The organism is Serratia sp. CY44782, from assembly GCF_052168715.1.
GTDB lineage: Bacteria > Pseudomonadota > Gammaproteobacteria > Enterobacterales > Enterobacteriaceae > Serratia > Serratia nevei.
In genome coordinates, this window is record NZ_JBJNME010000016.1 from 13,355 (window position 1) to 35,466 (window position 22,112).

General features: G+C 63.3%; 13 protein-coding genes. 11 read left to right on the forward strand and 2 right to left on the reverse strand.

Features of this window, described 5'->3' with window-relative positions; translation table 11 throughout:
* Positions 1 to 176 precede the first annotated feature (176 nt).
* The 3 genes from ACJ8HT_RS23410 to ACJ8HT_RS23420 all read left to right on the forward strand — a co-directional run bounded on the left by ACJ8HT_RS23410 (position 177) and on the right by ACJ8HT_RS23420 (position 6,538).
* Entirely contained in the window at positions 177 to 2,270 is a 2,094-nt protein-coding gene (locus ACJ8HT_RS23410; protein WP_025304960.1) for a TonB-dependent receptor, read from the forward strand.
* A gap of 78 nt (positions 2,271 to 2,348) precedes the next feature.
* On the forward strand, positions 2,349 to 5,258 hold the full coding sequence (locus tag ACJ8HT_RS23415) for a condensation domain-containing protein (protein WP_197653536.1): 2,910 nt from the start codon (positions 2,349 to 2,351) through the stop codon (positions 5,256 to 5,258).
* Positions 5,259 to 5,305: 47 nt separating this feature from the next.
* Positions 5,306 to 6,538, forward strand: coding sequence for a YncE family protein (locus tag ACJ8HT_RS23420; protein WP_197653535.1), 1,233 nt, complete (start codon positions 5,306 to 5,308; stop codon positions 6,536 to 6,538).
* Between the two features lie 56 nt (positions 6,539 to 6,594).
* On the opposite strand, the gene ACJ8HT_RS23425 is transcribed toward ACJ8HT_RS23420, so the two are convergent.
* Positions 6,595 to 8,877 carry a TonB-dependent siderophore receptor gene (locus ACJ8HT_RS23425; RefSeq protein WP_197653533.1) on the reverse strand — a complete coding sequence of 761 codons (2,283 nt, stop codon included), beginning with the start codon at positions 8,875 to 8,877 and terminating at the stop codon, positions 6,595 to 6,597.
* Between the two features lie 284 nt (positions 8,878 to 9,161).
* Here ACJ8HT_RS23425 and fes point away from each other — a divergent pair, with 284 nt between their 5' ends.
* The 8 genes from fes (at position 9,162) to yncE (ending at position 21,169) form a co-directional block, all read left to right on the forward strand.
* The gene (gene fes / locus ACJ8HT_RS23430) at positions 9,162 to 10,535 is read left to right on the forward strand and encodes an enterochelin esterase (protein ID WP_110157200.1); all 1,374 of its coding nucleotides are present in this window, start codon (positions 9,162 to 9,164) and stop codon (positions 10,533 to 10,535) included.
* Positions 10,510 to 10,716, forward strand: a complete 207-nt coding sequence (locus ACJ8HT_RS23435; RefSeq protein WP_194572401.1) for an MbtH family protein — start codon at positions 10,510 to 10,512, stop codon at positions 10,714 to 10,716. Before fes ends, ACJ8HT_RS23435 begins: the two co-directional genes overlap by 26 nt.
* 32 nt (positions 10,717 to 10,748) lie before the next feature.
* Positions 10,749 to 14,693, forward strand: coding sequence for a non-ribosomal peptide synthetase (locus ACJ8HT_RS23440; protein ID WP_197653531.1), 3,945 nt, complete (start codon positions 10,749 to 10,751; stop codon positions 14,691 to 14,693).
* Positions 14,694 to 14,869: 176 nt separating this feature from the next.
* A complete protein-coding gene (gene entS / locus ACJ8HT_RS23445; RefSeq protein WP_047729313.1) occupies positions 14,870 to 16,126 on the forward strand; it encodes an enterobactin transporter EntS in 1,257 nt (418 codons plus the stop codon).
* A gap of 212 nt (positions 16,127 to 16,338) precedes the next feature.
* Positions 16,339 to 17,544, forward strand: a complete 1,206-nt coding sequence (locus ACJ8HT_RS23450) for an isochorismate synthase (protein WP_197653530.1) — start codon at positions 16,339 to 16,341, stop codon at positions 17,542 to 17,544.
* A 7-nt stretch (positions 17,545 to 17,551) separates the two neighbouring features.
* Complete coding sequence (locus ACJ8HT_RS23455; protein WP_197653528.1) at positions 17,552 to 19,180, forward strand: (2,3-dihydroxybenzoyl)adenylate synthase; 1,629 nt, start codon at positions 17,552 to 17,554, stop codon at positions 19,178 to 19,180.
* Between the two features lie 3 nt (positions 19,181 to 19,183).
* Positions 19,184 to 20,044, forward strand: coding sequence for an isochorismatase (locus tag ACJ8HT_RS23460; protein WP_004930014.1), 861 nt, complete (start codon positions 19,184 to 19,186; stop codon positions 20,042 to 20,044).
* Positions 20,045 to 20,149: 105 nt separating this feature from the next.
* A complete protein-coding gene (yncE, locus tag ACJ8HT_RS23465; protein ID WP_371935057.1) occupies positions 20,150 to 21,169 on the forward strand; it encodes a 7-bladed beta-propeller protein YncE in 1,020 nt (339 codons plus the stop codon).
* A gap of 86 nt (positions 21,170 to 21,255) precedes the next feature.
* On the opposite strand, the gene ACJ8HT_RS23470 is transcribed toward yncE, so the two are convergent.
* Positions 21,256 to 22,110: an alpha/beta fold hydrolase gene (locus tag ACJ8HT_RS23470; RefSeq protein ID WP_074027460.1), complete on the reverse strand. Its 855-nt coding sequence runs from the start codon at positions 22,108 to 22,110 to the stop codon at positions 21,256 to 21,258.
* Between the last annotated feature and the right edge of the window lie 2 nt (positions 22,111 to 22,112).

Below are 22,112 nucleotides of genomic sequence, written 5' to 3' on the forward strand. Positions count from 1 at the left end.
GCTTGGCCGTGGACGGGGCCGCGCCCGTTCGGCCGCGCAAGGCATGGGTTTGCCGCAGGGATAAGCAACAGAAAGGTCGGGAAGGCCGGAGCGTCATGGTCTGTGTGAGTGTCGATGTAGGTTGTGTAAAAAAAATCAAATTTTGTGCACCTCTGGGATGAAAGGAGAAGACATCTATGGGCAAGCATTTTGCGGCTCAACGGCATGAAAGCGTAGGAAACGGGGAAAAAGCGGGGTTGAAAGCCATTGGGGCGTTTTCCTCCGTATTTTTAGGGGTATGTTCACTGGCGATCGGTAACGTCAACGCGGCGGAAACCAAGAGCAACGAAACCTACCAGGACGCGGAAACGCTGCTGGTCACCGGTGAGAAGATCAAACGTTCCATTTTCGACACCGGTTCCAGCGTGCAGGTGTTCGACAGCAACCGCATCGCCTCGATGCCCGACGCGGTGCAGATCCCCGATCTGCTGCGCATGACCCCCAACGTGGTGGATCTGGGCATCGGCAACGAACTGCCGACCGTGCGCGGCATCGACGGCTCCGGCCCGAACGTCGGCGCCAACGCCTTCCTCAGCGGCACCCGCCCGCGCCTCAATCTGTCGTTGGACGGCCGTTCGCTGACCTATAACGAACAGGCGTTCGGCCCGCAGTCGCTGTGGGATCTGGATCGCGTCGAAGTGTTCCTCGGCCCGCAAAGCTACATCCAGGGGCGCAACGCCATCGCCGGCGCCATCGTCATGGCCAGTAAAGATCCGACCTTCGAGTGGGAAAGCGCCTTCAAGGGTGGGGCCGGTAACCAGCACTCTTCACAGCTGGCGGCCATGGCGTCTGGCCCGCTGGTGGAAGATCAACTGGCGTTTCGCGTCAGCGTCGATCGCCAGCGCCGCCGCAGCGAGGCCGATCTGCCGGCCTATGCGCCAGTGGGCGACCCGCGCGAAGTGGAAGCCACCACTGCCCGTGCCAAGCTGTTGTTCAATCCGGCCGGCCTGCGCGATCTGACCACCAAGCTGACCTTTAACCACTTTGGCAGCACCGCGCCACAGAACGAAAGCCTCAACCCGCAGCCGCACCCGACCAATCCGCGTCACGATCCGCGCCGCGCTGTGTTCAAAAGCAACATGAACAGCACCATCTGGGATCTGGCCTGGGAGGCCTCCGATGCGCTGACGTTTGAAAACCGCGTTATCTATACCGATTTCAATATCAATCGGCCGACCGCTTACAACATCCAATACGCCGAGATCGACGGCCAGGAAGTTCACGTAGAACCGGTAGTGCGCTTCGGCGGCGCGGACAGCCGCCTGCACGGGCTGGCGGGGCTGCGTTATTTCCACGGCACGCAGGATGAGTTCGTCAACATCTTCGGCGGATCGACCTTCAAAGATAAAACCGATACCCATTCGGCGTTCGCCGAGCTGACCTATGCGCTGACGCCGCAGGTGGACGTGACCGCCGCCAGCCGTCTGGAACGCGAACACCGTCGCCGCGACGGCGGCAGCCAGGCGGTGCGCATCGACTTCGACGAAACCTACACGGTGTTCTTGCCGAAGCTGGACGTGGCCTGGAAACCGACGGATACCCAAACCTACGGCGCCAAGATCGCCCGCGGCTATAACGCCGGCGGCGGCGGCATCACGATCGGTACGCCGGTGGTCAGCTATACCTATGGTTCCGAGTATGTGTGGAACTACGAGCTGTACACCCGCCATCACCTGAAAGACGCCAACGTGGTGCTGACGGGTAACATCTTCTACAACGATTACAAGGATATGCAGCTGCCTTATTCGTTGGGTGAGAACTCCAGTGTGATCCGTAACGCCGACAAGGTGGAAACCTACGGCGCGGAAATCGGTGCCACCTGGCAGCCGCGTTGGGACTTCGAGCTGTTCGGCAACCTCGGCCTGCTGAAAACCGACATCAAGAAGTTCTCGGGCAGCGGCGTGGAAGGGCATGAGCTGGCGCGCGCACCGGCTTACACCGCCAACATGGGTGCTAAATATCAGTTCCTGAAAGGGTGGGAGCTGAGTAGCAACGTGGCATTTACCGACTCCTACTATTCGCAATACGACAACGACTCGCGCGGGCGCATCGGCTCCTATTGGACGGCCAACGCCCAGCTGGCTTACACCTTCGACTACGGTCGCGCCACGCTGTATGCGAAAAACCTGTTTGATTCAGACCGCCGCGAGATGGTCAGAAGCAACGACATCTACACGGCGACTCTTCAGCGAGGCCGCTTGGTCGGCGCAGCAGTTGAGCTGAATTTCTAACGCTATCGCGATGACGGGGGACGAATGTCCCCCTTTTTATGCGCTATCCCGGCACGGCCGGGCAAAGGAGATAACGCAGTGATCGGTGATTTTGACAGCATTCTGAGCGATGAAGAGGCCCAGCGGCTGGAGAGCGCGTTTCAGGCGCTGGGCGCGGCGTCGGCGGACGGCGAACGGCCGGTAAGCGAAGCCGAAGAGCGGGCGTGGTTCGCCCATCTGCAGCAGGGTGACGCACGCGGGCAGCGGGCGCTGGCCTGGCGCCTGACGGGGGACGTGGATATCGCCCGGCTGACGGCGGCGCTGCAGGCGCTGGTGCGGGAAACGCCTGGCGTGGACGTGCGCTACGTTTTTGATGACGAAAACGGTCTGGTGAAACGCCCCGCCGGCTCGGCGCCGTTGCCGGTGAGCCTTCGTCAGGTGGCGGACGAACAACACGCCATGGGTTGCCTGCTGCAGGCGCAGGCGGTGCCGTTTGAACTGGAAAACGAAGCGCCGCTGCGCTGCCTGCTGTTGCTCATGCCGGGCGATGACGTGATTTTGGGCGTGGTCTTGCATGACATCCTGGCGGAAACGCTGCCGTGGCGCCACCTGCCGGCGATGCTGTCCGCCCGTTATAACGGGGATATGATGCCTCTGCCTTTCGCGGTGGCGCCGGTCGAGCTGGCGGAAACCCCGGAGCCGCAGCTGCCGTGGGTGCGCCAGGCCGTCTCGCTGCAGGATTACCGCAGCCCGGCGCAGCGCGCTGAAGCGTTGCCGCCGGTGGGCTCGCGCGTGGTCACGCGCATTGATCGCTCGCTGTTGCCCGCCAACGACACGCCGCGGGCCTTGCTGGCGGCGGTGGCGGCACGGTTTGCCGAGTTCGCCGCCGCGCAGGCCGGCGGCCAAGCGGTGCAGCTGTGCGTGCCGGCCGCAGAAACGGCGGAGTTCGTCGGCCTGGAGCTTGGCCTGACGGCGGCGCCGCTGATGCGCCTGACCGTGCAGCATGGCGAGGGCGACGTCGGGCAGCGGCTGCTGGCGCAGGCCGTGGCTGAACAGCCGGACTCGCAACGGGCGCAGCTGCTGGTGGCCTGGCGCGACGATCTGGCCGCAGAGTGGCGGCTGGAAGGCGTTTACGCCGAACGCCTGTTGCTGCCGCCGCTGCATACGCCGTTTGAACTGGCGCTGCTGCTGGGCTTGCCGGAGGCAGAAACGCTGACGCTGGAGCTGGTCACCGACCCGCGCTTGTCTCCCCATGTGGCGCCTTTCCTGCTGGAGCAGTTCAGCGCGTTCCTGGCCGGGCAGCGGATTGCCGTCGCCTTGCCGGCGGCTGAGGCCGCTTCTCCGGCGATGGCCGCGCCGGCGGCGAACGGCGACGCGGACGAAAGCGTTGCACCGCTGATTTTGCAGGAGTTCCGTGAGGCGCTGGTGGCGCCGGAAATGACCCTGGATGAAGACTTCTTCGATCGCGGCGGCCATTCGCTGGTCGCTACCCGGGTGATCGGTCGCTTGCTGAGCCTGCATCAGATCGAAATCAACATTAACGATCTGTTCAGTCACCCGACGGCGCGCGGGTTGGCGGGCTACGCCAAACGCCTGAACGTCGCGCAGCCGAATGCCGCGGTGGCCACCGCCGACGACCATGATCGCGCGCAGGCGCCGCTGTCGCTGGCGCAGGAATCGCTGTGGAAGGTGTATGAAGCCTTCGGCCATGACGAGATTTTCAATCTGCCGTTCTCTCTGCGCTTCTTCGATGCGGTGGATGAAACGGCGCTGCGTCAGGCGTTTATCGACGTCATGACTCGCCATACCGTGCTGCGTTCACGCTTCGTCGAGCAGCAGGGTGAGGTGGTGCAGGTGGTGGTGCCGGCCGCCGAACTCGCGGACTACTCGTGGTTCCGCTTCTCCCACGAGACGCCGGCGGGCAACGCCGCCGCCCTGTTGGCCGATGCCGGCCAGCACCGGTTCGATCTGGCCGCCGAGCTGCCGCTGCGCGTCACGCTGCTGCGCGATGCGGACAACGGCCAACAGCTGCTGTCGCTGCTGTTCCACCATGTGGTGCTGGATGAATGGTCGCTCAACCTGATGATGGATGAGCTGGGCGTCGCCTATCGCCATCGCGTCGTCGGCCAGGCGCCGCAGTGGAGCGGGCAACCGCCGCAGTTCCACACTTTCGCCCGGCAGCAGCGGGCCTCCGGGGTGCAGCAGCAACATCTGGACTACTGGCTCGACGCGCTGCGCGGCGCGCCGGTCGGCCAGCCGATCTTCCGGCAAGAGCCGTCCACCCATCCGGCGGTGCCGGCACCGGCGGACGTCAACGGCGGCTGGCTGGAGTTCGAGGTCGATCCTGCCGTGGCGGAAGGCCTGTATCAGCTTGCCCGCCGCAACAACGCTTCGCTGTTCAACGTGGTGTATGCCGGGATTACCTCGGCGCTGCGCCTGCTCGGCGGCCCGGCGGATCTGCTGGTGGGCACCTCGACCTCCGGCCGTAACGACGCCGAGTTCTTCGATACCGTCGGCTACTTCACCACCGTAGTGGTGCACCGCGTGCGCTTCGACGAGGGGCTGACGGTGGCCGGGTTGGTCAGCCAGGTGAAAAACACCATCAATGGCTCGCTGCCGTACACCGATATTCCGATCGATCTGGTGGAGGAAGGGCTGTTCGGCGTGGACGCCGACCGCAAGAACCACATGTTTGAAGTGTTTATCCAGATCCACAGCCGCATCAAGCTGAACGGCGAGTTCCGGCTGCAGGACGGCAGCGCGATCGCCTACCGTCAGGTGGAGCCGGAGAAAGCCGAATCGCTGCTCGGCCTGCAGTTTGAGGTGATGGAAGACGATCTGGCCGGGAAGAAATCCCTGCGGGTGATGATGACCTACCGCCAGGACCACTACAGCCGGGAGCAGGCCAATCTGATCGCCGACGGCGTTCAGCACGTCTTTACCCAGTTTGCGCAGCACATCGCTGGCGATATCGCTCTGGCGGCGCTGCCGCCCGGGCCGCAGGCATGACGTTGTTTCACTCTAACCGAAAGCATGATTTTCAAGGAGATAAAAGGATGTCTGGAACCCTAGCAACCCCGCGCGCGTTACTGTCGCTGCTGGTGGCGGCCTCTCTGGTGGTCGCCGGCGCCGCGCAGGCGGACGATGTCGGCATCAAACCGCAGGACATCAAGCGCGAGGCGCTGTCATCGACGGTGGTGGAGATGGCCTACAGCACCTCGCAACAGGCGCTGTTCGTCAGCGCGCCGGACTGGAAGGAAGAGGCGCGCTCCCGCGTGCTGCGGCTGGATCCCAACACCCTGGCGATCAAGGCAGAGATCCCGCTGCAGGTGAAAGGCTTCGGCGTGGCGCTGAACGATGCGGGCAATCGCCTGTACCTGACGCAGGCTTTCAACGGCGAAGTTGGGGTGGTGGACACCACCACCAACCACGCGCTAGGCAGCATCAAGCTGCTGGACAAAGCGGTGCTGGAGCAGGCTTACAAGCAGGCGGGCATCAGCGGCAAGCGTCTGGATTTCCTGTTGGCGGAGCTGAAGAAGTTTAAAATCACCGAGGACTACCTGTACCGCCTCCGCGAGCTCAAGTATGACGCGCAAAGCGGCCGCCTGTTCCTGCCGGGCCTGGGCTTCGGCGTCGACAGCGTGCTGTACGTGGTCGATACCAAAGCCGGCAAGCTGGAGAAAGTGATCCCGGGCTTCGGCTACAACGCGGTGGGTATCACGCTGGATGAGAAGGGCCGCCGGGTGTTCGTCTCCAACATGCAGGGGCAGGTGATCACCTTGAACGCCGACACGCTGGCGATCACCGCCACGCATGAAGTGCAGGCCGATCAGCTGCTGAACCTGGTGTATGACCCGGCAAGCAATCGCCTGTTGGGCGTCGATCAGGGCATCGATCGCGACGACTACCGCAACCATCATCTGGGGCACGACTACGTGAAGCGCAGCAGCGGCCACCGGGTGTTTGCGCTGGATGCGGACAGCGGCAAGGTGCTGGCCAGCGAGCTGACGGATGAGGTGCCGATCGGCCTGCTGCTCGACGAGCGCAGTCAGCGGCTGTATGTCGCCAACCGCAAAGGCGTGCGCGTGGATCATGGCGCCGGGACGCTGACGGTGTTCGACGCCAAGACGCTCAAGCGCCTGCAAACCGTAGACCTGCCGCCGCACCCTAACAGCCTGGCGTTGGATCCGAAAGGCGACGCGCTGTTCGTGACGGTGAAAAACGACGGCGCTTCCACCAAGGCCGGCAAGCCGGAAAGCGTGGTGCGCATTCAGCTGCATACCAACTAACTGAATATAAATATAAAAAAGGGCGCCTCGGCGCCCTTTGTCGTTGGGTCATGTCATCAGAAGTGGGTGTTGATGCTCATGTAGTAGGTACGGCCCGGTTCGTTGTAGGTGGCCGCGCCCGCGCCGGCGATGTTGATCGCGCCGGTAATCGGGTCGCCCACGTTCTGCGCGTTACCGGCGCGGAACTGGCGTTTGTCGAACAGGTTGTCGATGCCGGCGGTGACGCTGACGTTTTTGGTCAGGTCATAGGTCGCGCTGGCGCCGACGACGGCATAAGGGCTGACCTCGCGGGTTTCGCCGCCGGTGGCCGGTTTACCCTGGTAGTTGTACTTCTTCGGCTTCTGACGGCCGTACCAGGTCAGGGTGGACTGCATCGACAGATCCTGCGTAGCCTGCCAGCTGAGGGTCGAGTTGACGGTGAACTTCGGGATCACCGACAGGTAATCGCCGGTGGTCTTGTTCTTGTTCTCGATCATGTAGGTGGCGTTGTTGCTCCAGGTGACGGTCTCGCTGACCGGCACGTTCAGCGAGCCTTCCAGCCCCTGCACCACCGCTTTCGGTACGTTCTCCCACTGATAGACCGCCGTACCGGTGCTGCTGGTGGCGATGCGCGAGTTACCCGCTTCAATCTTGTTGTGGTAATCGTTGCGGAAGTAGGTTACGCCGGCCAGCCAGCCTTCGTTATGGAACTCCAGCCCGATCTCTTTGTTGACGCTGGTCTCCGCCTTCAGATCGTCGTTACCCAGCAGGTAGCAGCCGTTTCTGACATCGCTGCCCGCACACCCTTGGCCTTTGCTGTACAGCAGGTAGTTGCCGTTGGTCTGGTACAGGGTCGGTGCCTTGTAAGAACGGGCGATGCCCATTTTCAGCGTGAAGTAGTCGCCCAGTTCCTGCGACAGGTTCAGCGCCGGGCTCCAGTTGTTGCCGGATTCTGAATGCAGATCGTAACGCAGACCCGGCGTCAGCATGGTGGTGTCGGTCAGCTCAATGTTGTCTTCGGCGAACAGCGAGAAGATATGCGCGGAAGCGTAAGGGCTGCGCGTGCCGTTGCCTATGCCGGGAATAGTGCCGCCCATCAGCGTTTGGCTGGTGGAGGTGCCGTCTTTCATCCGCTGTTGGGTCCACTCGGTACCCAGGGTGGCGGTCTGTGAAACGCCCAGCTCAAACGGCACGCTGACTTCGCTGTGCGCCAGGAAGTCGTCCAGCTTGGTGGTGCCGAAACCGGTATTTTTGGTGTCGAAGATGCCTTCGGTGCCGCCGGCCAGGCCTTCGTTCAGGCGGGTATTGCGGGTGCGCTCGAACTGCACGTAGTTGTTGGTGCTCACGCCGTTGTCCCAGGCGCCGCGGTGGGTCAGGCCGAAGGTTTCACGGTAGATGCGGTTGGTCTCTTTGCCGTAGTTGCTCTGCACCAGGGCATTGGTGTTGGTGTTCTGGGTATCGCCGGAATACAGGTTGCCCTGACGGCCATAGGCATACTCGAACTCCAATGACTGCAGATGGGCGAAGTCCCAGTGCAGCAAGGCGTCGATATTTTTATCGACCACCCCTTCGCGCCCGGCGGGCAGGCTGTTGGCGTAGGCGCCTACGCGTTCGGACTTGTGTGATTCGTTAATGTCCCAGGCGTCGGCCTGCGTTTTGCTGTAGCCGCCGAACAGGCGGAAGCTCAGGGTGTCGCTCAGCGGGCCGGACAGGCTGAAGTCGGTACGCTTGGTGGCGCCCTCCTGCTTGTGCTGCGGTACGTTGAAGTAGCCGTTCAGCGAGCCGTGCAGGGCATCACCGGCCTTCTTGGTGATGATGTTGACCACGCCGCCTGCAGCGCCGTTGCCGTAGCGCGCTGCGGCTGGGCCGCGCAGCACTTCGATGCGTTCGATCATTTCCGGCGGCACCCAGGCGGTATCGCCGCGCGAGTCGCGCTCGCCGCGCCAGCCCTGACGCACCGAGTTGCGGCTGGAGGCCGGTTTGCCGTCGATCAGAATCAGGGTGTTTTCCGGGCCCATGCCGCGGATATCGATCTGGCGATTGTTGCCGCGCTGGCCGCTGGTGGAGTTACCGGTCAGGTTAACCCCGGGCATGGTGCGGATCAGTTCGCTGATGTCGCGCGCCGGCGGGCGTTTTTTGATCTCGTCGGCGGTGATGGTGGACACCCCCGGCGCCTGCAGGTTTTGCCGGGCGGCGGTCACGACGATAGTGTCTTCGCCGCGCGGCTTTTTATCCGTGGTGCCGCTGTTTTCTTCCGTGGTGGTGGTGTCGGTCTGCTGCGCGGCGTTGGCGAACGCGGACGCGCCCAATCCCAAGCCGATAAGAGTGGCTAAAGAATAACGTGATAGCTTGCTTTTCATCTGAGTGTCCTACCTTGCTGCCATCCCTCGCCGAACGGGGGGAAGGGCGGTTGTAGTTTTTGTGTAGTCGGAAATAGAAAATCGGCTGCGGCAAGGGATGCCATTGATGTATCCCCGATCCCTGTCCGTTGCGCGCAATACCAGCACGATCTCCAAGCCTTACACACTATTGCAAATGCAAATTATTATCAATAGTATTTGGCGTACAGTGCGTTCGGGCGGTGGCCGGCGATAGGGAAAAGTCGACGTTCCCGGTGCCGCCAACTACAAAATGGGTAGGCGTTGTGAATACAGAACTACAGTCAGAAAGCAGCAGATTATTGGCCAGCAGCAATGCGGGCAGTCCAGGGTGGTGGTTGACGGTGGCACGACGCGGTACGCCATGGGTAGAACCGGCGGGTAACGGCCGGTGGCGAACCACCTTTTTCTGGCGCGATCCTCAGGGATGCGAATTGACCTCCGCCTACCGTCGCGTGTGGATCAACATCAACTGCCTGACCGACCATCATCAGCCGAATCCGCCGCAAAGCCTGCAGCGTTTGGCCGGCACCGACGTGTGGTACTGGCAGACCGAGCTGAGCGGCGCCTGGCGCGGCAGCTACTGCTTTATCCCCTGCTTTGACGAGCGGCCGCCGGCGTTCAGCGGCGACGATGCGCACGCCAACATGCACAACCTGCGCCACTGGTGGCACCAGGTGTTCGCCAGCGCCACCCCCGATCTGCTCAACCCGTATCGCTCCTGGCAAAGCGCCAGCGGCCACAGCGTCTCCGGCCTGCACATGCCGGATGCGCCGCCGCAGCCGGTATGGCGCTCGTTCGACGAGTACGAGATCGCCAGCGGGCGCTGTACGCCACCGCTGCCGGCGCGTTTGCAGCGCCATACCTGGCAAAGCGAGCGCCTGGGCAACAGCCGCGACGTCTGGATCTACACCACCGGTGACAGCAAGCCGGCCGAGCGTCCGTTGGCTATTCTGCTCGACGGCCAGTTCTGGGCGAAGCAGATGCCGGTTTGGGAACCGCTGATGCAACTGACCCGCGAAGGGGCATTGCCGGAAGCGGTGTATGTGCTGATCGACATCATCGATCTGCCGCATCGGTCGCGCGAACTGACCTGCAAGGACGACTTCTGGCTGGCGGTGCAGGAAGAACTGATGCCGCAGCTGGCCGACTGGGCGCCGCACAGCGACAAACCGGCCGATACGGTGGTGGCGGGGCAAAGCTTTGGCGGCCTGGCTTCCCTGTATGCCGGGCTGCGCTGGCCGCAGCGCTTCGGCGCGGTGATCACTCAGTCCGGTTCCTACTGGTGGCCGCGGCGCGACATGCTGCAGCTGCCGAGCATTCCCGACGATGCCTGCTGGCTGATGCAGCAGGTGGAACGGCACGGCCTGGGCAACCACGGCGCGCTGAAGGTATTTATGGAAGCCGGTTCGCAGGAAAAGCTGGTGCACCGGGTCAGCGGCGAAATGGCGGCGCGCCTGAGCGACGCCGGCCATCGGGTGCACTACCGGGTGGTGGAAGGCGGGCACGATGCGCTGTGCTGGCGCAGCGGCCTGACCGACGGGCTGCAGGCGGTCTGGGCTTCCGCTTTCTCCACCGCTTATCCGGCATCGGCGACGGCACGAGGAACACATGATGGAAAGCCTGAATCCGTTCGATGATCAACAGCAGCGCAGCCTGGTGCTGCGCAACGTACAACAACAATACAGTTTGTGGCCGGATTTCCGCGCCATTCCGTCCGAGTGGACGATCGTCTTCGGCCCGGCGGCGCGCACTGAGTGCGCCGAATGGCTGGAACAGCATTGGCAAGACATTCTGCCGGTCGCAGCACGCGAGGCGTGACCGGCGCCAGGTAATCACGGGAGCAATAAGCAGTGTCACACACCCCTAACTCTCTCAGCGGCCCGGCGCTTGCGGGCGAATGGCCGCTGGTCGCGGCGCAACCCGGCATCTGGGTCGCCGATCAAATTTCCCCGCATCCCAATGCCTACGCGGTGGCCCACGCCATCGAACTCAACGGCCCCATTGCCGTAGAGCCTCTGCTGCAGGCCATTACCCAGGGCTTGGGCGAGGTGGACATGCTGCGCCTGCGTTTTGCGGAACGCGACGGCGTGCCGGTGCAATGGTGGGATAACACGCTGGCGGTGCACGAGCCGGAACTCGTCGATCTGACGGCGTCGCCGGACCCCGAAGCCGCCGCGCGCGCGCTGATGGATATCGATCTGGCGAGCGATCTGCGCGCCGGCAGCGGCGCGCCGCTGTATCGCCATGTGGTGATGCGCCTCGCGGATGACCGCTGGTTCTGGTATCAGCGCTATCACCATCTGCTGGTGGACGGTTTCAGCTTCACCGCCATCGCTCGCCGCGTGGCGGCGATTTACACCCATCTTTGCCGCGGCGACGCGCTGGAACCGACGCCTTTCACGGCGTTCAGCGACGTGGTGGCGGAATACCAGGCTTACCGGGAGGCGCCGGCCTGGCAACGCGACGCCGATTTCTGGCTCGAAAAAGCGCGGCAGCTGCCGCCGCCGGCCACGCTCTGCCCGCAGCCGCTGGCTGGGCAAACCCCCACGCCGCGCATCCACCGGCTGGAACAGCGCTGCGATCCGCAGGCCTTCGCCGAACTGGTGCAGTGCGGCGCGCAGCAGAAGCTGAACGCCGCCGATATGGCGGTGGCGCTGGTGGCGCTGTGGGTATCGCGCCTGAGCGGCCAACCGAGCTTCAGCGCCGGTTTTATCTTCATGCGCCGTACCGGATCGGCCGCCCTGTGCGCCGCCGGCCCGGTGATCAACGTGCTGCCGATGGAGATGCACCTCGAGCCGCAGGCCACGCTGTATGAGGCCGCCGCCCGCATCAGCCGCGAGCTGAAAACGGTGCGCCGCCATCAGCGCTACGACGCCGAACAGGTGCAGCGCGATCTGGGGCGCATCGGCGACGGCGAACCGCTGTACGGCACGGTCTTCAACTTCAAAATGTTCGATTACCAGCTGGACTTCGCCGGTATCGAAGGCATCACCCACGATCTGGCCTCCGGGCCGGTGCGCGATCTGGAGATTGCGCTGTTTATCGACGAGCACAATCAGCTGAAGGTTGAACTGCTGGCCAACGCCGAGCGATACAGCCGCCAGGAACTGCAGGCGCACCTGCAGCGGCTGCCGCTGCTGCTGGCGCAGTTCGCCGCGCAGGCAACGTTGCCGATCGGCGAAGCCGATATGCTGACCGCCGACGATCACGCGCTGCTGGCGCGGGTCAACGACACCGCGCACCCGGTGCCGGCGACCACGCTGAGCCAGCTGCTGGCGCAGCAGGCGCAAACCACGCCGGAGGCTCCGGCGCTGGCGGATGCGCATTTCAGCTTTACCTACCGCGAAACGCGCGAGCAGGTCACGGCGCTGGCGCGCGAGCTGGTGGCGCAGGGCGTGCGGCCGGGCGACATCGTGGCAGTGGCGTTGCCGCGTTCGGTGTTCCTGTCGCTGGCGTTGATGGCGATCGTGGAAGCGGGCGCCGCCTATCTGCCGCTGGACACCGGTTATCCGGACGAACGGCTGGCGATGATGCTGGAAGACGCCGCGCCGCGGCTGGTCATCACCAACCCGGCGCAGCAGGCGCGTTTCGCCGACAAGGGCGAAATCTTGCTGTATGACGCGCCGCTGGCGGCCGATCACGCCGCCGGGGTGGCGATCGCGGGCCCGACGCCGGACCATGCGGCCTATATCATCTTTACCTCCGGCTCCACCGGGCGTCCGAAAGGCGTGCTGGTCGGCCATCAGGCGATCGTCAACCGCTTGCTGTGGATGCAACACCAGTACCCGCTGGGGGCGGACGACGCGGTGCTGCAGAAAACGCCGTGCAGTTTCGACGTCTCGGTGTGGGAATTCTTCTGGCCGCTGATGGTCGGCGCCCGGCTGGTGATGGCGCCGCCGGAGGCGCATCGCGACCCGCAGCAGCTGCAACAGCTGATCGCGCAACACCGCATTACCACGCTGCACTTCGTGCCGTCGATGCTGGCGGCTTTCGTGGCCGCCCTGGACGACGACGCGGCGGTGGCGAGCTGCGCCGCGCTGCGCCAGGTGTTCTGCAGCGGCGAAGCGCTGCCGGCGGAGCTGTGCCGCCTGTGGCAAAGCCGCACGGCGGTGCCGTTGCACAACCTCTACGGCCCGACCGAAGCGGCGGTGGATGTGACCTGGCATCCGGCCTACAGCGACGCGCTGGCGAAGGTGACCGGCGCCAACGTGCCGATCGGCCTGCCGGTGTGGAACACCGGGCTGCGCATTCTTGACGCGCGCCTGCGGCCGGTGCCGCCGGGCGTGGCGGGCGATCTGTATCTGACCGGCGTGCAGCTGGCGCACGGCTACCTTGGCCGGCCGGATCTGACCGCCAGCCGCTTTGTCGCCGATCCGTTCGGCGAGGGCGGGCGCATGTACCGCACCGGCGACGTGGCGCGCTGGCTGCCGGACGGCGCGGTGGAATATTTGGGCCGCAGCGACGATCAGCTGAAGATCCGCGGGCAGCGTATCGAGCTGAGCGAAATCGACCACGCCTTGCTGTCGCTGCCGGGCGTGCGCCAGGCGGTGACGCACGCGCTGGTGCTGCAGGGCACACCGGTGGACGCCGGCGGCGATGCGCGCCAGCTGGTAGGCTATCTGGTGATGCAGCCTGGCGCGAACTGGGATGCGGAAGCCCTGCGCGCGGCGCTGGCCGACCGTCTGCCGCCGCACATGGTGCCGGTGGCGCTGGTGGAAATGAGCGATTTGCCGCTGAGCGCCAACGGCAAGCTGGATCGCAAGGCCTTGCCGCAACCGCAGGGCGGTGAACGCAAGGCAGGACGGCCGCCGCAGGCCGGGCTGGAAAGCGAGATCGCGGCGGTGTTCGCCCGCTTGCTGCAGCGCGACCAGGTGTTCGCCGACGACGATTTCTTCGCGCTCGGCGGCCATTCGCTGCTGGCGATGCGTCTGGCGGCAGAGCTGCGCCGCGATCTGGGCAAGGCGGTGTCCGTCGGCCAGGTGATGGTGGCGTCGCGCGTTGAGCAGCTGGCCGCCTTGCTGGCGGAAGATCGCACGCAGGAAGAGGCCGATCGCAGCGGCTTCGACAGCGTATTGCCGCTGCGCGTCACCGAGGGGCCGACGCTGTTCTGTCTGCACCCGGCGTCCGGTTTCTCGTGGCAGTTCAGCGTATTGCCGCGCTATCTCGATCAGCACTGGTCGCTGGTCGGTATCCAGTCGCCGCGGCCGGACGGCCCGCTGGCGCTGAGCGAAGATATGGATCAGGTGGTGGATGCCCACCTGCAGACGGTGTTGCAGGTACAGCCGCACGGGCCGTACCACTTCATCGGCTACTCGCTGGGCGGCACGCTGGCGCAGGGCATCGCCGCCCGGCTGCAGGCGCGCGGTGAGCAGGTGGCGTTCCTCGGCCTGCTGGATACCTATCCGCCGGAGACCCAAAACTGGGACGTGATGCTGGACGACAACGTGTTGAAGGAAGTGCAGCGCGAGCGCGAGCAGTTCCTGGCGGTGTCGCAGGATACGCTCGATCCGGCGCTGGGCGAGACGCGCACCGCGATGTTCGACAACATCGAAGCCAACTACGCCGATTCGGTGCGGTTGCTGTCGCACACGCGTACCGCCCGCTTCCGCGGCCAGGCGACGCTGTTCGTCGCCAAACGCACGTTGCAGGAAGGGATGGACGTGCAGCAGACCTGGTCGCAGTACGTCGATGCGCTGCAGGCGCACGAGCTGGACTGCGCGCATGTCGATATCGTTTCGCCGGCGTCGTTCAAAGTGCTGGGGCCGCTGCTGAACCGGATCTTGCGCACGCTGTAATCGCGCCGGTCATCTCGCCGCCAGGCACGGGGATTACCCCGCGTGTGGCGGCGTTTCTTGCGGTTGCTCACAGTTGAATATCAATGAGTTTTATTATCATTATTGATTTCGCCATCTGTGCTAGCATAGCGCCCCGCAACTGCAGAATCCCCGTTTAAAGATGTGGTGAACAACCGATGAGTAGCAAACCCTCCATCCTGCTTGATTTTAGCCTGCTGAAAACCAACCGGGCTTTCCGCGCGGTATTCTGCGCGCGCTTTATCTCCATTGTGGCGCTGGGGCTGATGGCGATCGCCATCCCGGTGCAGATCCAGGCGCTGACCGGTTCCACCCTGCAGGTCGGGCTGGCGGTGACGCTGGCCGGCGGCGGCATGTTCGCCGGGCTGCTGATGGGAGGCGTATTGGCCGATCGCTATGAGCGGCGCCGGCTGATCCTGTTCGCACGCTCCACCTGCGGCGTCGGCTTCGTCGGCCTGTGCCTCAACGCCCTGTTGCCGTCGCCTTCGCTGGCGGCCATTTATCTGCTGGCGGTGTGGGACGGCTTCTTCGGCGCGGTGGGGGTGACGGCGCTGCTGGCGGCCACGCCGGCGCTGGTGGGCCGCGAAAACATCGTGCAGGCGGGCGCCATCAGCATGCTGACGGTGCGCTTCGGCTCGATTCTTTCCCCGGCGATTGGCGGCCTGGTGATTGCCCATATGGGCATTGCCTGGAACTACGGCCTGGCGGCGTTTGGCACCCTGTTGACGCTGCTGCCGCTGCTGAGCCTGCCGCAGCTGATGCCGCCGCCGCAGCCGCGTGAACACCCGCTGCGCGCGTTGGCGGGCGGCTTCGCCTTCCTGTTCCAGAACAAGGTGATCGGCATGGTGGCGCTGATCGGCGCGCTGCTGACCATGGCCAGCGCGGTGCGCGTGCTGTACCCGGCGATGGCGGAGAGCTGGCACATCGACGCTGCCCACCTCGGCTATATGTACGCCGCCGTGCCGCTCGGCGCGGCCATCGGTGCGTTCACCAGCGGGCGCGTGGCGCACGTGGCGCGCCCCGGCTGGGTGATGCTGCTGACGGCGATCGCGGCGTTCGCCGCCATTGGCCTGTTCGGCCTGATGCCGTGGTACAGCCTGGCGTTGCTGTGCCTGGTGGCGTTCGGCTACCTGAGCGCGCTGAACTCGCTGCTGCAATACGGCCTGATCCAGAGCCTGACGCCGGACAACTTCCTCGGCCGCATCAACGGCCTGTGGACGGCGCAGAACGTGGTGGGCGATGCGCTGGGCGCACTGCTGCTGGGGGCGATGGGCGCCTTCATGCTGCCGGCGATGAGCGCCAGCGGTTTCGGCTTCGGCGCGGCGGTGCTCGGCATCCTGTTGCTGTTCGCCATGACCGGTTTGCGCCAGGTGACGCTGCACAAACCGGAGCCGCAGCCCGCCACAGAAAAGTAGTCGAACGCGTTAAGACAACGCTGTGGGATCAAATAGCAATGCTTATCATCGGCATGCGTAAAACCCACAGCGTTTATGTCATGATTTCGAAATGAAAGAAGTGCTTACGTTTATTGACATAGCAAATATCGGCGAGTAATTTAGCGCGGAATTAACTCAAATGATAATCATTATTATATTGGTTATCACTTCAAATCCTTGAGGGCGAAGCGATGGATACTGCCGTGAACGACATCAATCGAAAGGAAATGCAGGAGCGCGAAGAACACCGGTTCGCCGCTGATTTTTCTCCGGCGTCGGGCTTCTTCTTTACCTCTCCTTTCCGCAGCTTGACCACCACCGGTTGTTTCAGCCGCATTCGCCTGCCGGCCGCAGACGGCGCCGACCTGAACGGCGAGTTCCAGCGCAGCGTGCGGCAGGCGTTTGCCGAGGCCCGTCAGGCTGGTATCAAAAAACCGCTGCTGTGCGGCGCCATCCCGTTCGATACCCGGCAGCCTTCGGCGCTGTTTATTCCGCAGCAGAGCCGCTGGTTCGATCGCGCCGCCTTTATGGCCGGCGTTCGGCCGCCGGCGAACGGCCCTGAACTGGCCGGCGTGACGGAGCTGCCGCCGCAGCAGCCGTTTATGAAGATGGTCAGCGACGCCGTCGACGCGATGAAGGCCGGTGAGCTGGATAAAGTGGTCTTGTCGCGCCTGCTGGAGATCGAAACGCGCCAGCCGGTGGATCGCCATGCGCTGATGGCGCGCGTGATTGCCCAGAACCCGCACGGTTTCCATTTCCATGTGCCACTGGAGCAGGGTGCGCTGTTGGGCGCCAGCCCAGAGCTGCTGCTGCGCCAAGACAACGGCCGTTTCTATTCTAACCCGCTGGCCGGTTCCGCCCGGCGCGAGGCCGACCCGCAGCGCGATCGCGAAGTGGGAGAGCGGCTGATGGCCTCGGCGAAGGATCGTCACGAGCATCGCATCGTCACCGAAAGCATGCGTGACGTGCTGGCCGGCCGCTGCCGCTACCTGAACGTGCCGCACACCCCTGAATTATTGACCACCACCACGCTGTGGCATCTCTCCACGCCGATCGATGGCGAGGCGGCATCTCCCGACGAAAATGCCCTGTCGCTGGCCTGCCTGTTGCACCCGACGCCGGCACTGTGCGGCATGCCGACGGCCCAGGCGCACGCCCTGATCGGCAAGCTGGAGCCGTTCGATCGCGGCCTGTTCGGCGGCATCGTCGGCTGGTGCGACGACGAAGGTAACGGCGAGTGGGTAGTGACTATCCGCTGCGGCACCGTTGACGGCAACCGGGTGCGGCTGTTCGCCGGCGCCGGCATCGTGGAAGACTCTTCACCCGAATCTGAATGGCATGAAACAGGCACCAAACTCAGCACCATTCTGCGTGCCTTTGGTATGAATCAAGGATAACGACAAGATGAGCATTGCCTTTACCCCCTGGCCGGCGGAGTTCGCCAGCCGCTATCGCGAACGCGGCTACTGGACTGACAAGCCGCTGACCGAGATCCTCGACCGCCAGGCCAACAACGACGCCCCGGCGATTATCGACGCCCAGGGCAGCCTGACCTACCGCGAGCTGCAGCAGCGCGCCGATCGCCTGGCGGCCGCTCTGCTGCGCCGCGGCGTGAAATCCGGCGACACCGCGTTGGTCCAGTTGGGCAACGTGGCGGAGTTCTATATCGTGTTCTTCGCGCTGCTGAAAATTGGCGTGGCGCCGGTCAACGCGCTGTTCAGCCATCAGCGCAGCGAGCTGAACGCCTATGCCGAGCAGATCAAACCGGCGCTGCTGATCGCCGATCGCCAGCATGCGCTGTTTGCCGACGATCAATTTCTGAACGCCTTCCGCGATGCGCATCCTTCGCTGCGGGTTGTGGCGTTGCGTAGCCAGCCCGAGGGCGAGCTGGCGCTGGCCGCCTGGCTGGACGAAGCGAGCGACGGTTTCGTCGCGCAGCCTTCCGCGGCCGATCAGGTGGCGTTCTTCCAGCTTTCCGGCGGCAGCACCGGTACGCCGAAGCTGATCCCGCGCACCCACAATGATTACTACTACAGCATTCGCCGCAGCGTGGAGATCTGCCGTTTCGACGCGCAGACCCGTTATCTGTGCGCGCTGCCGGTGGCGCACAACTACCCGATGAGTTCGCCGGGCGTACTGGGCGTGTTTTATGGCGCCGGGCTGGTGGTGTTCGCCGCCGATCCGGACGCCGGGCAGTGCTTCCGCCTGATCGAACAGCACCAAATCAACGTGACGGCGCTGGTACCGCCGGCGGTCACGCTGTGGCTGCAGGCGATCGAAGAGTGGGGCGGCAATGCCCAGCTCGCCAGCCTGAAACTGCTGCAGGTGGGCGGCGCCAAGCTGGGCGAGACGCTGGCGGCGCGCATTCAGAACGAAATCGGCTGCCAACTGCAGCAGGTGTTCGGCATGGCGGAAGGGCTGGTGAACTACACCCGGCTGGACGACGACGAACGCCACATCCTGACGACGCAAGGGCGGCCGATGTCGCCGGACGACGAAGTGTGGGTGGCGGATGACGATGGCAATCCGTTGCTGGCGGGCGAGGTCGGGCGGTTGATGACGCGCGGGCCTTATACCTTCCGCGGTTACTACCAGAGCCCGGCGCACAACGCCGACGCCTTCGATGCCGACGGTTTCTACTGCTCCGGCGATCTGATCAGCATCAGCGAAGACGGCTACATCACCGTGCAGGGGCGGCAGAAAGATCAGATCAACCGCGGCGGAGAGAAGATCGCCGCCGAGGAGATCGAGAACCTGCTGCTGCGTCATCCGGACGTGATCAACGCCGCGCTGGTGTCGATGCCGGACGCGCTGATGGGGGAGAAGAGCTGCGCCTATATCATCGCCAACGCGCCGCTGAAGCCGGTGGTGCTGCGTCGCCACCTGCGCGAGCAGGGCGTGGCGGACTTCAAACTGCCGGATCGCTTTATTCAGGTGGACAGCCTGCCGCTGACCCCGGTCGGCAAAGTGGACAAAAAACGGCTGCGCCAGCAGCTCGACGCGCAACTACAGACTCAGGCTCAGGGAGATTAATCGATGGCCATTCCAAAACTTAATGATTACGCGCTGCCGACGGCGGACGAACTGCCGCAGAATAAAGTCACCTGGCAGGTAGAACCGCAGCGCGCCGCGCTGCTGATCCACGACATGCAGCAGTATTTCCTCAATTTCTGGGGCGAAGACAGCGCGCTGATTAAACAGGTGGTGGAGAACATCGCCAACCTGCGCCGCTACTGCAAACAGCAGGGTATTCCGGTGTTCTATACCGCGCAGCCGAACCAGCAGAGCGATGAAGATCGCGCGCTGTTGAACGACATGTGGGGGCCGGGCCTGAACAAACACCCTGAGCAGCAGGCGGTGACCGCCGCGCTGGCGCCGGACGAAGACGACACGGTGCTGGTGAAATGGCGCTACAGCGCCTTCCACCGCTCGCCGCTGCAGGAGATCCTGCAGGAGTCCGGCCGCGATCAGCTGATTATCTGCGGCGTGTATGCGCACATCGGCTGCCTGACCACCGCCATCGACGCCTTCATGCGCAACATCCAGCCGTTCATGGTGGCCGACGGCCTGGCGGACTTCTCGCGCGACGAACACCTGATGGCGCTGCGTTACACCGCCGGCCGTTGCGGCCGGGTGGTGACCACCGCGTCTCTGTTGCCGGCTGCCGGTATCGCCAGCATCGATGCGCTGCGTCAGCAGATCCTGCCGCTGTTGGACGAGGATAGCGAAGACATGGGCAACGATGAAAACCTGATCGATTACGGTCTGGATTCGGTGCGCATCATGGAGCTGGCGACCCGCTGGCGCAAGATCCGCGGCGACATCGACTTTATCGCGCTGGCGCGCAACCCGACCATCGACAGCTGGTGGGCGCTGCTTTCCGAAGAGAAAGCCTGATTTTAATAACGAGAGAGGGCGGCCGAGCGGCCGCCCCGTTGGCTCTATAAGGAGATTTCGATGAATACTTTGATCACCAAGGGAAAACGTGCGGCATTCCCGCTGATGCTGCTGTCCACGCTGCTGTTCTCCAATACGCTGCTGGCGCAGACCGCGCCGGAAGTGCTGCGCAAGCCGGTTGGCAAGGGCGCCTATGAAATGGCCTACAGCCCGAGCGAGAACGCGCTCTACCTGGCGACGTCGCAGAGCCGTAAGCTGGACAAGGGCGGCATCGTTTACCGTCTGGATCCGACCACGCTGGACGTGACCCAAATTATCCATAACGACATCAAACCGTTCGGCGCCGCCGTTAACGCCAAGACCGGCACGCTGTTCTTCGGCAACACCGTCAATAACTCGGTGACCGCCATCGACGCCAAGACCGGCGACGTGAAAGGCCGCCTGGTGCTGGACGCGCGCAAGCGCTCCGAGACCGTCAAGCCGCTGGCGCCGCGCGAACTGGTGGCGGATGCCGACAGCGATACCCTGTACATCACCGGGCTGGGTGAATCCAGCGTGGTGTGGGTGGTGGACGGCAAGGATCTGACCCTGCGCGCCACCGTGACCGACACCGGCAAATACGGCACCGGCCTGGCGCTGGACGCCGCCGCCAAGCGCCTGTACGTCACCAACGCCGACGGCGAGCTGGTGACCATCGACACCCAATCCAACAAGGTGCTGTCGCGCAAGAAGCTGGATGAGTCCAAAGAGCACTTCTTCCTGAACATCAGCCTGGATACCGCTACCCATCGCGCGTTCATCACCGATTCCAAGCAGCCGCAGGTGCTGGTGGTGGATACCCGCAACGGCAACGTTCTGAGCAAGATCGACGTGCCGGAATCGCTGGCGGTGCTGTTCAACCCGGCGCGCAATGAAGTTTACGTCACCCATCGCCAGGCGGGCGAAGTGAGCGTAATCGACGCCAAGAGCTACAAGGTGCTGAACACCATCAAGACGCCGACCCATCCGAACAGCCTGGCGTTGTCGCCGGACGGCCAGACGCTGTACGTCAGCGTCAAGCAGGCCTCCAGCCGCGAGAAAGAAGCCACCGCGCCGGACGACGTGATCCGCGTAGCGCTGAAATAATCCCGATCAGGGTACGCGCATATCAAACAGGCGAAGCGGCGACGCTCCGCCTGTTTTTTTTCGCCCCAGGATCTGCGGTATATTGATTAGATGAAGTTTATGATCGCATTGGTAGTCTGTTGCGGGTTATCGAGCATGACCGCATGTCCCGCTCGCTCGATAATGCTTATATTGGCATTTGGCAGTTTTTTCGCCATATTGTCTGCAACCTGGCTGGACAATACCGCCGAAAATCCACCGCGAATAATTAGCGTCGGTATATTGATCTGCGGCAGGGCGTCCCATATTTTTTCGTCCTGCAAAGGGTTGATATATCCATCCCGATCTGATGGCTGAAACATTTTATGCTTGAATGCGGGATCTGTTTTATTGGTGTAATAGCCATTCTGTTGCGAGAAGCTATGCAGGCAGAAATCATAGAGTAACGCTTGATGGGACAGGGGGTAGATGGCCTGCATGTAGGCATAACAACTTTGGATGCTTGGGAAGTTTGCCGGCTGGCCTCTGTTGTCTGATTGCAGTTTTTCAATGATATTTTTCCCAATCTCAGGAGCCATGTCTATGATAATTAATTTTTTGACGTGCTGCTGGTATTCGGCCGTGTAATAGGTAGCTATTCTTCCCCCCAGAGAGTGACCGACCATTATAAAGTCTGAGAGCGATAAGTAAGCTCTAACTTGTTCTATATCCTTGAGGAAGGTTTGCAATGTGTAACTGTTGCTGTCGCTCCAATCAGAATCTCCGTGTCCCCTAATATCGATGGCGTAGACTCGATATTTTTCACTAAGTTCTGTTGCTATATTGTCCCAAATACGCGCGTTGTTATCTAATCCGTGGATCAACAGGCACGCCGGCGCCTCCTGTTCCCCCCAAGATGTCACGTTGATAGATATCCCACAGGAGAGCTTTATTTTCTCATGATGTTGCGTTTCCCTAATCATAA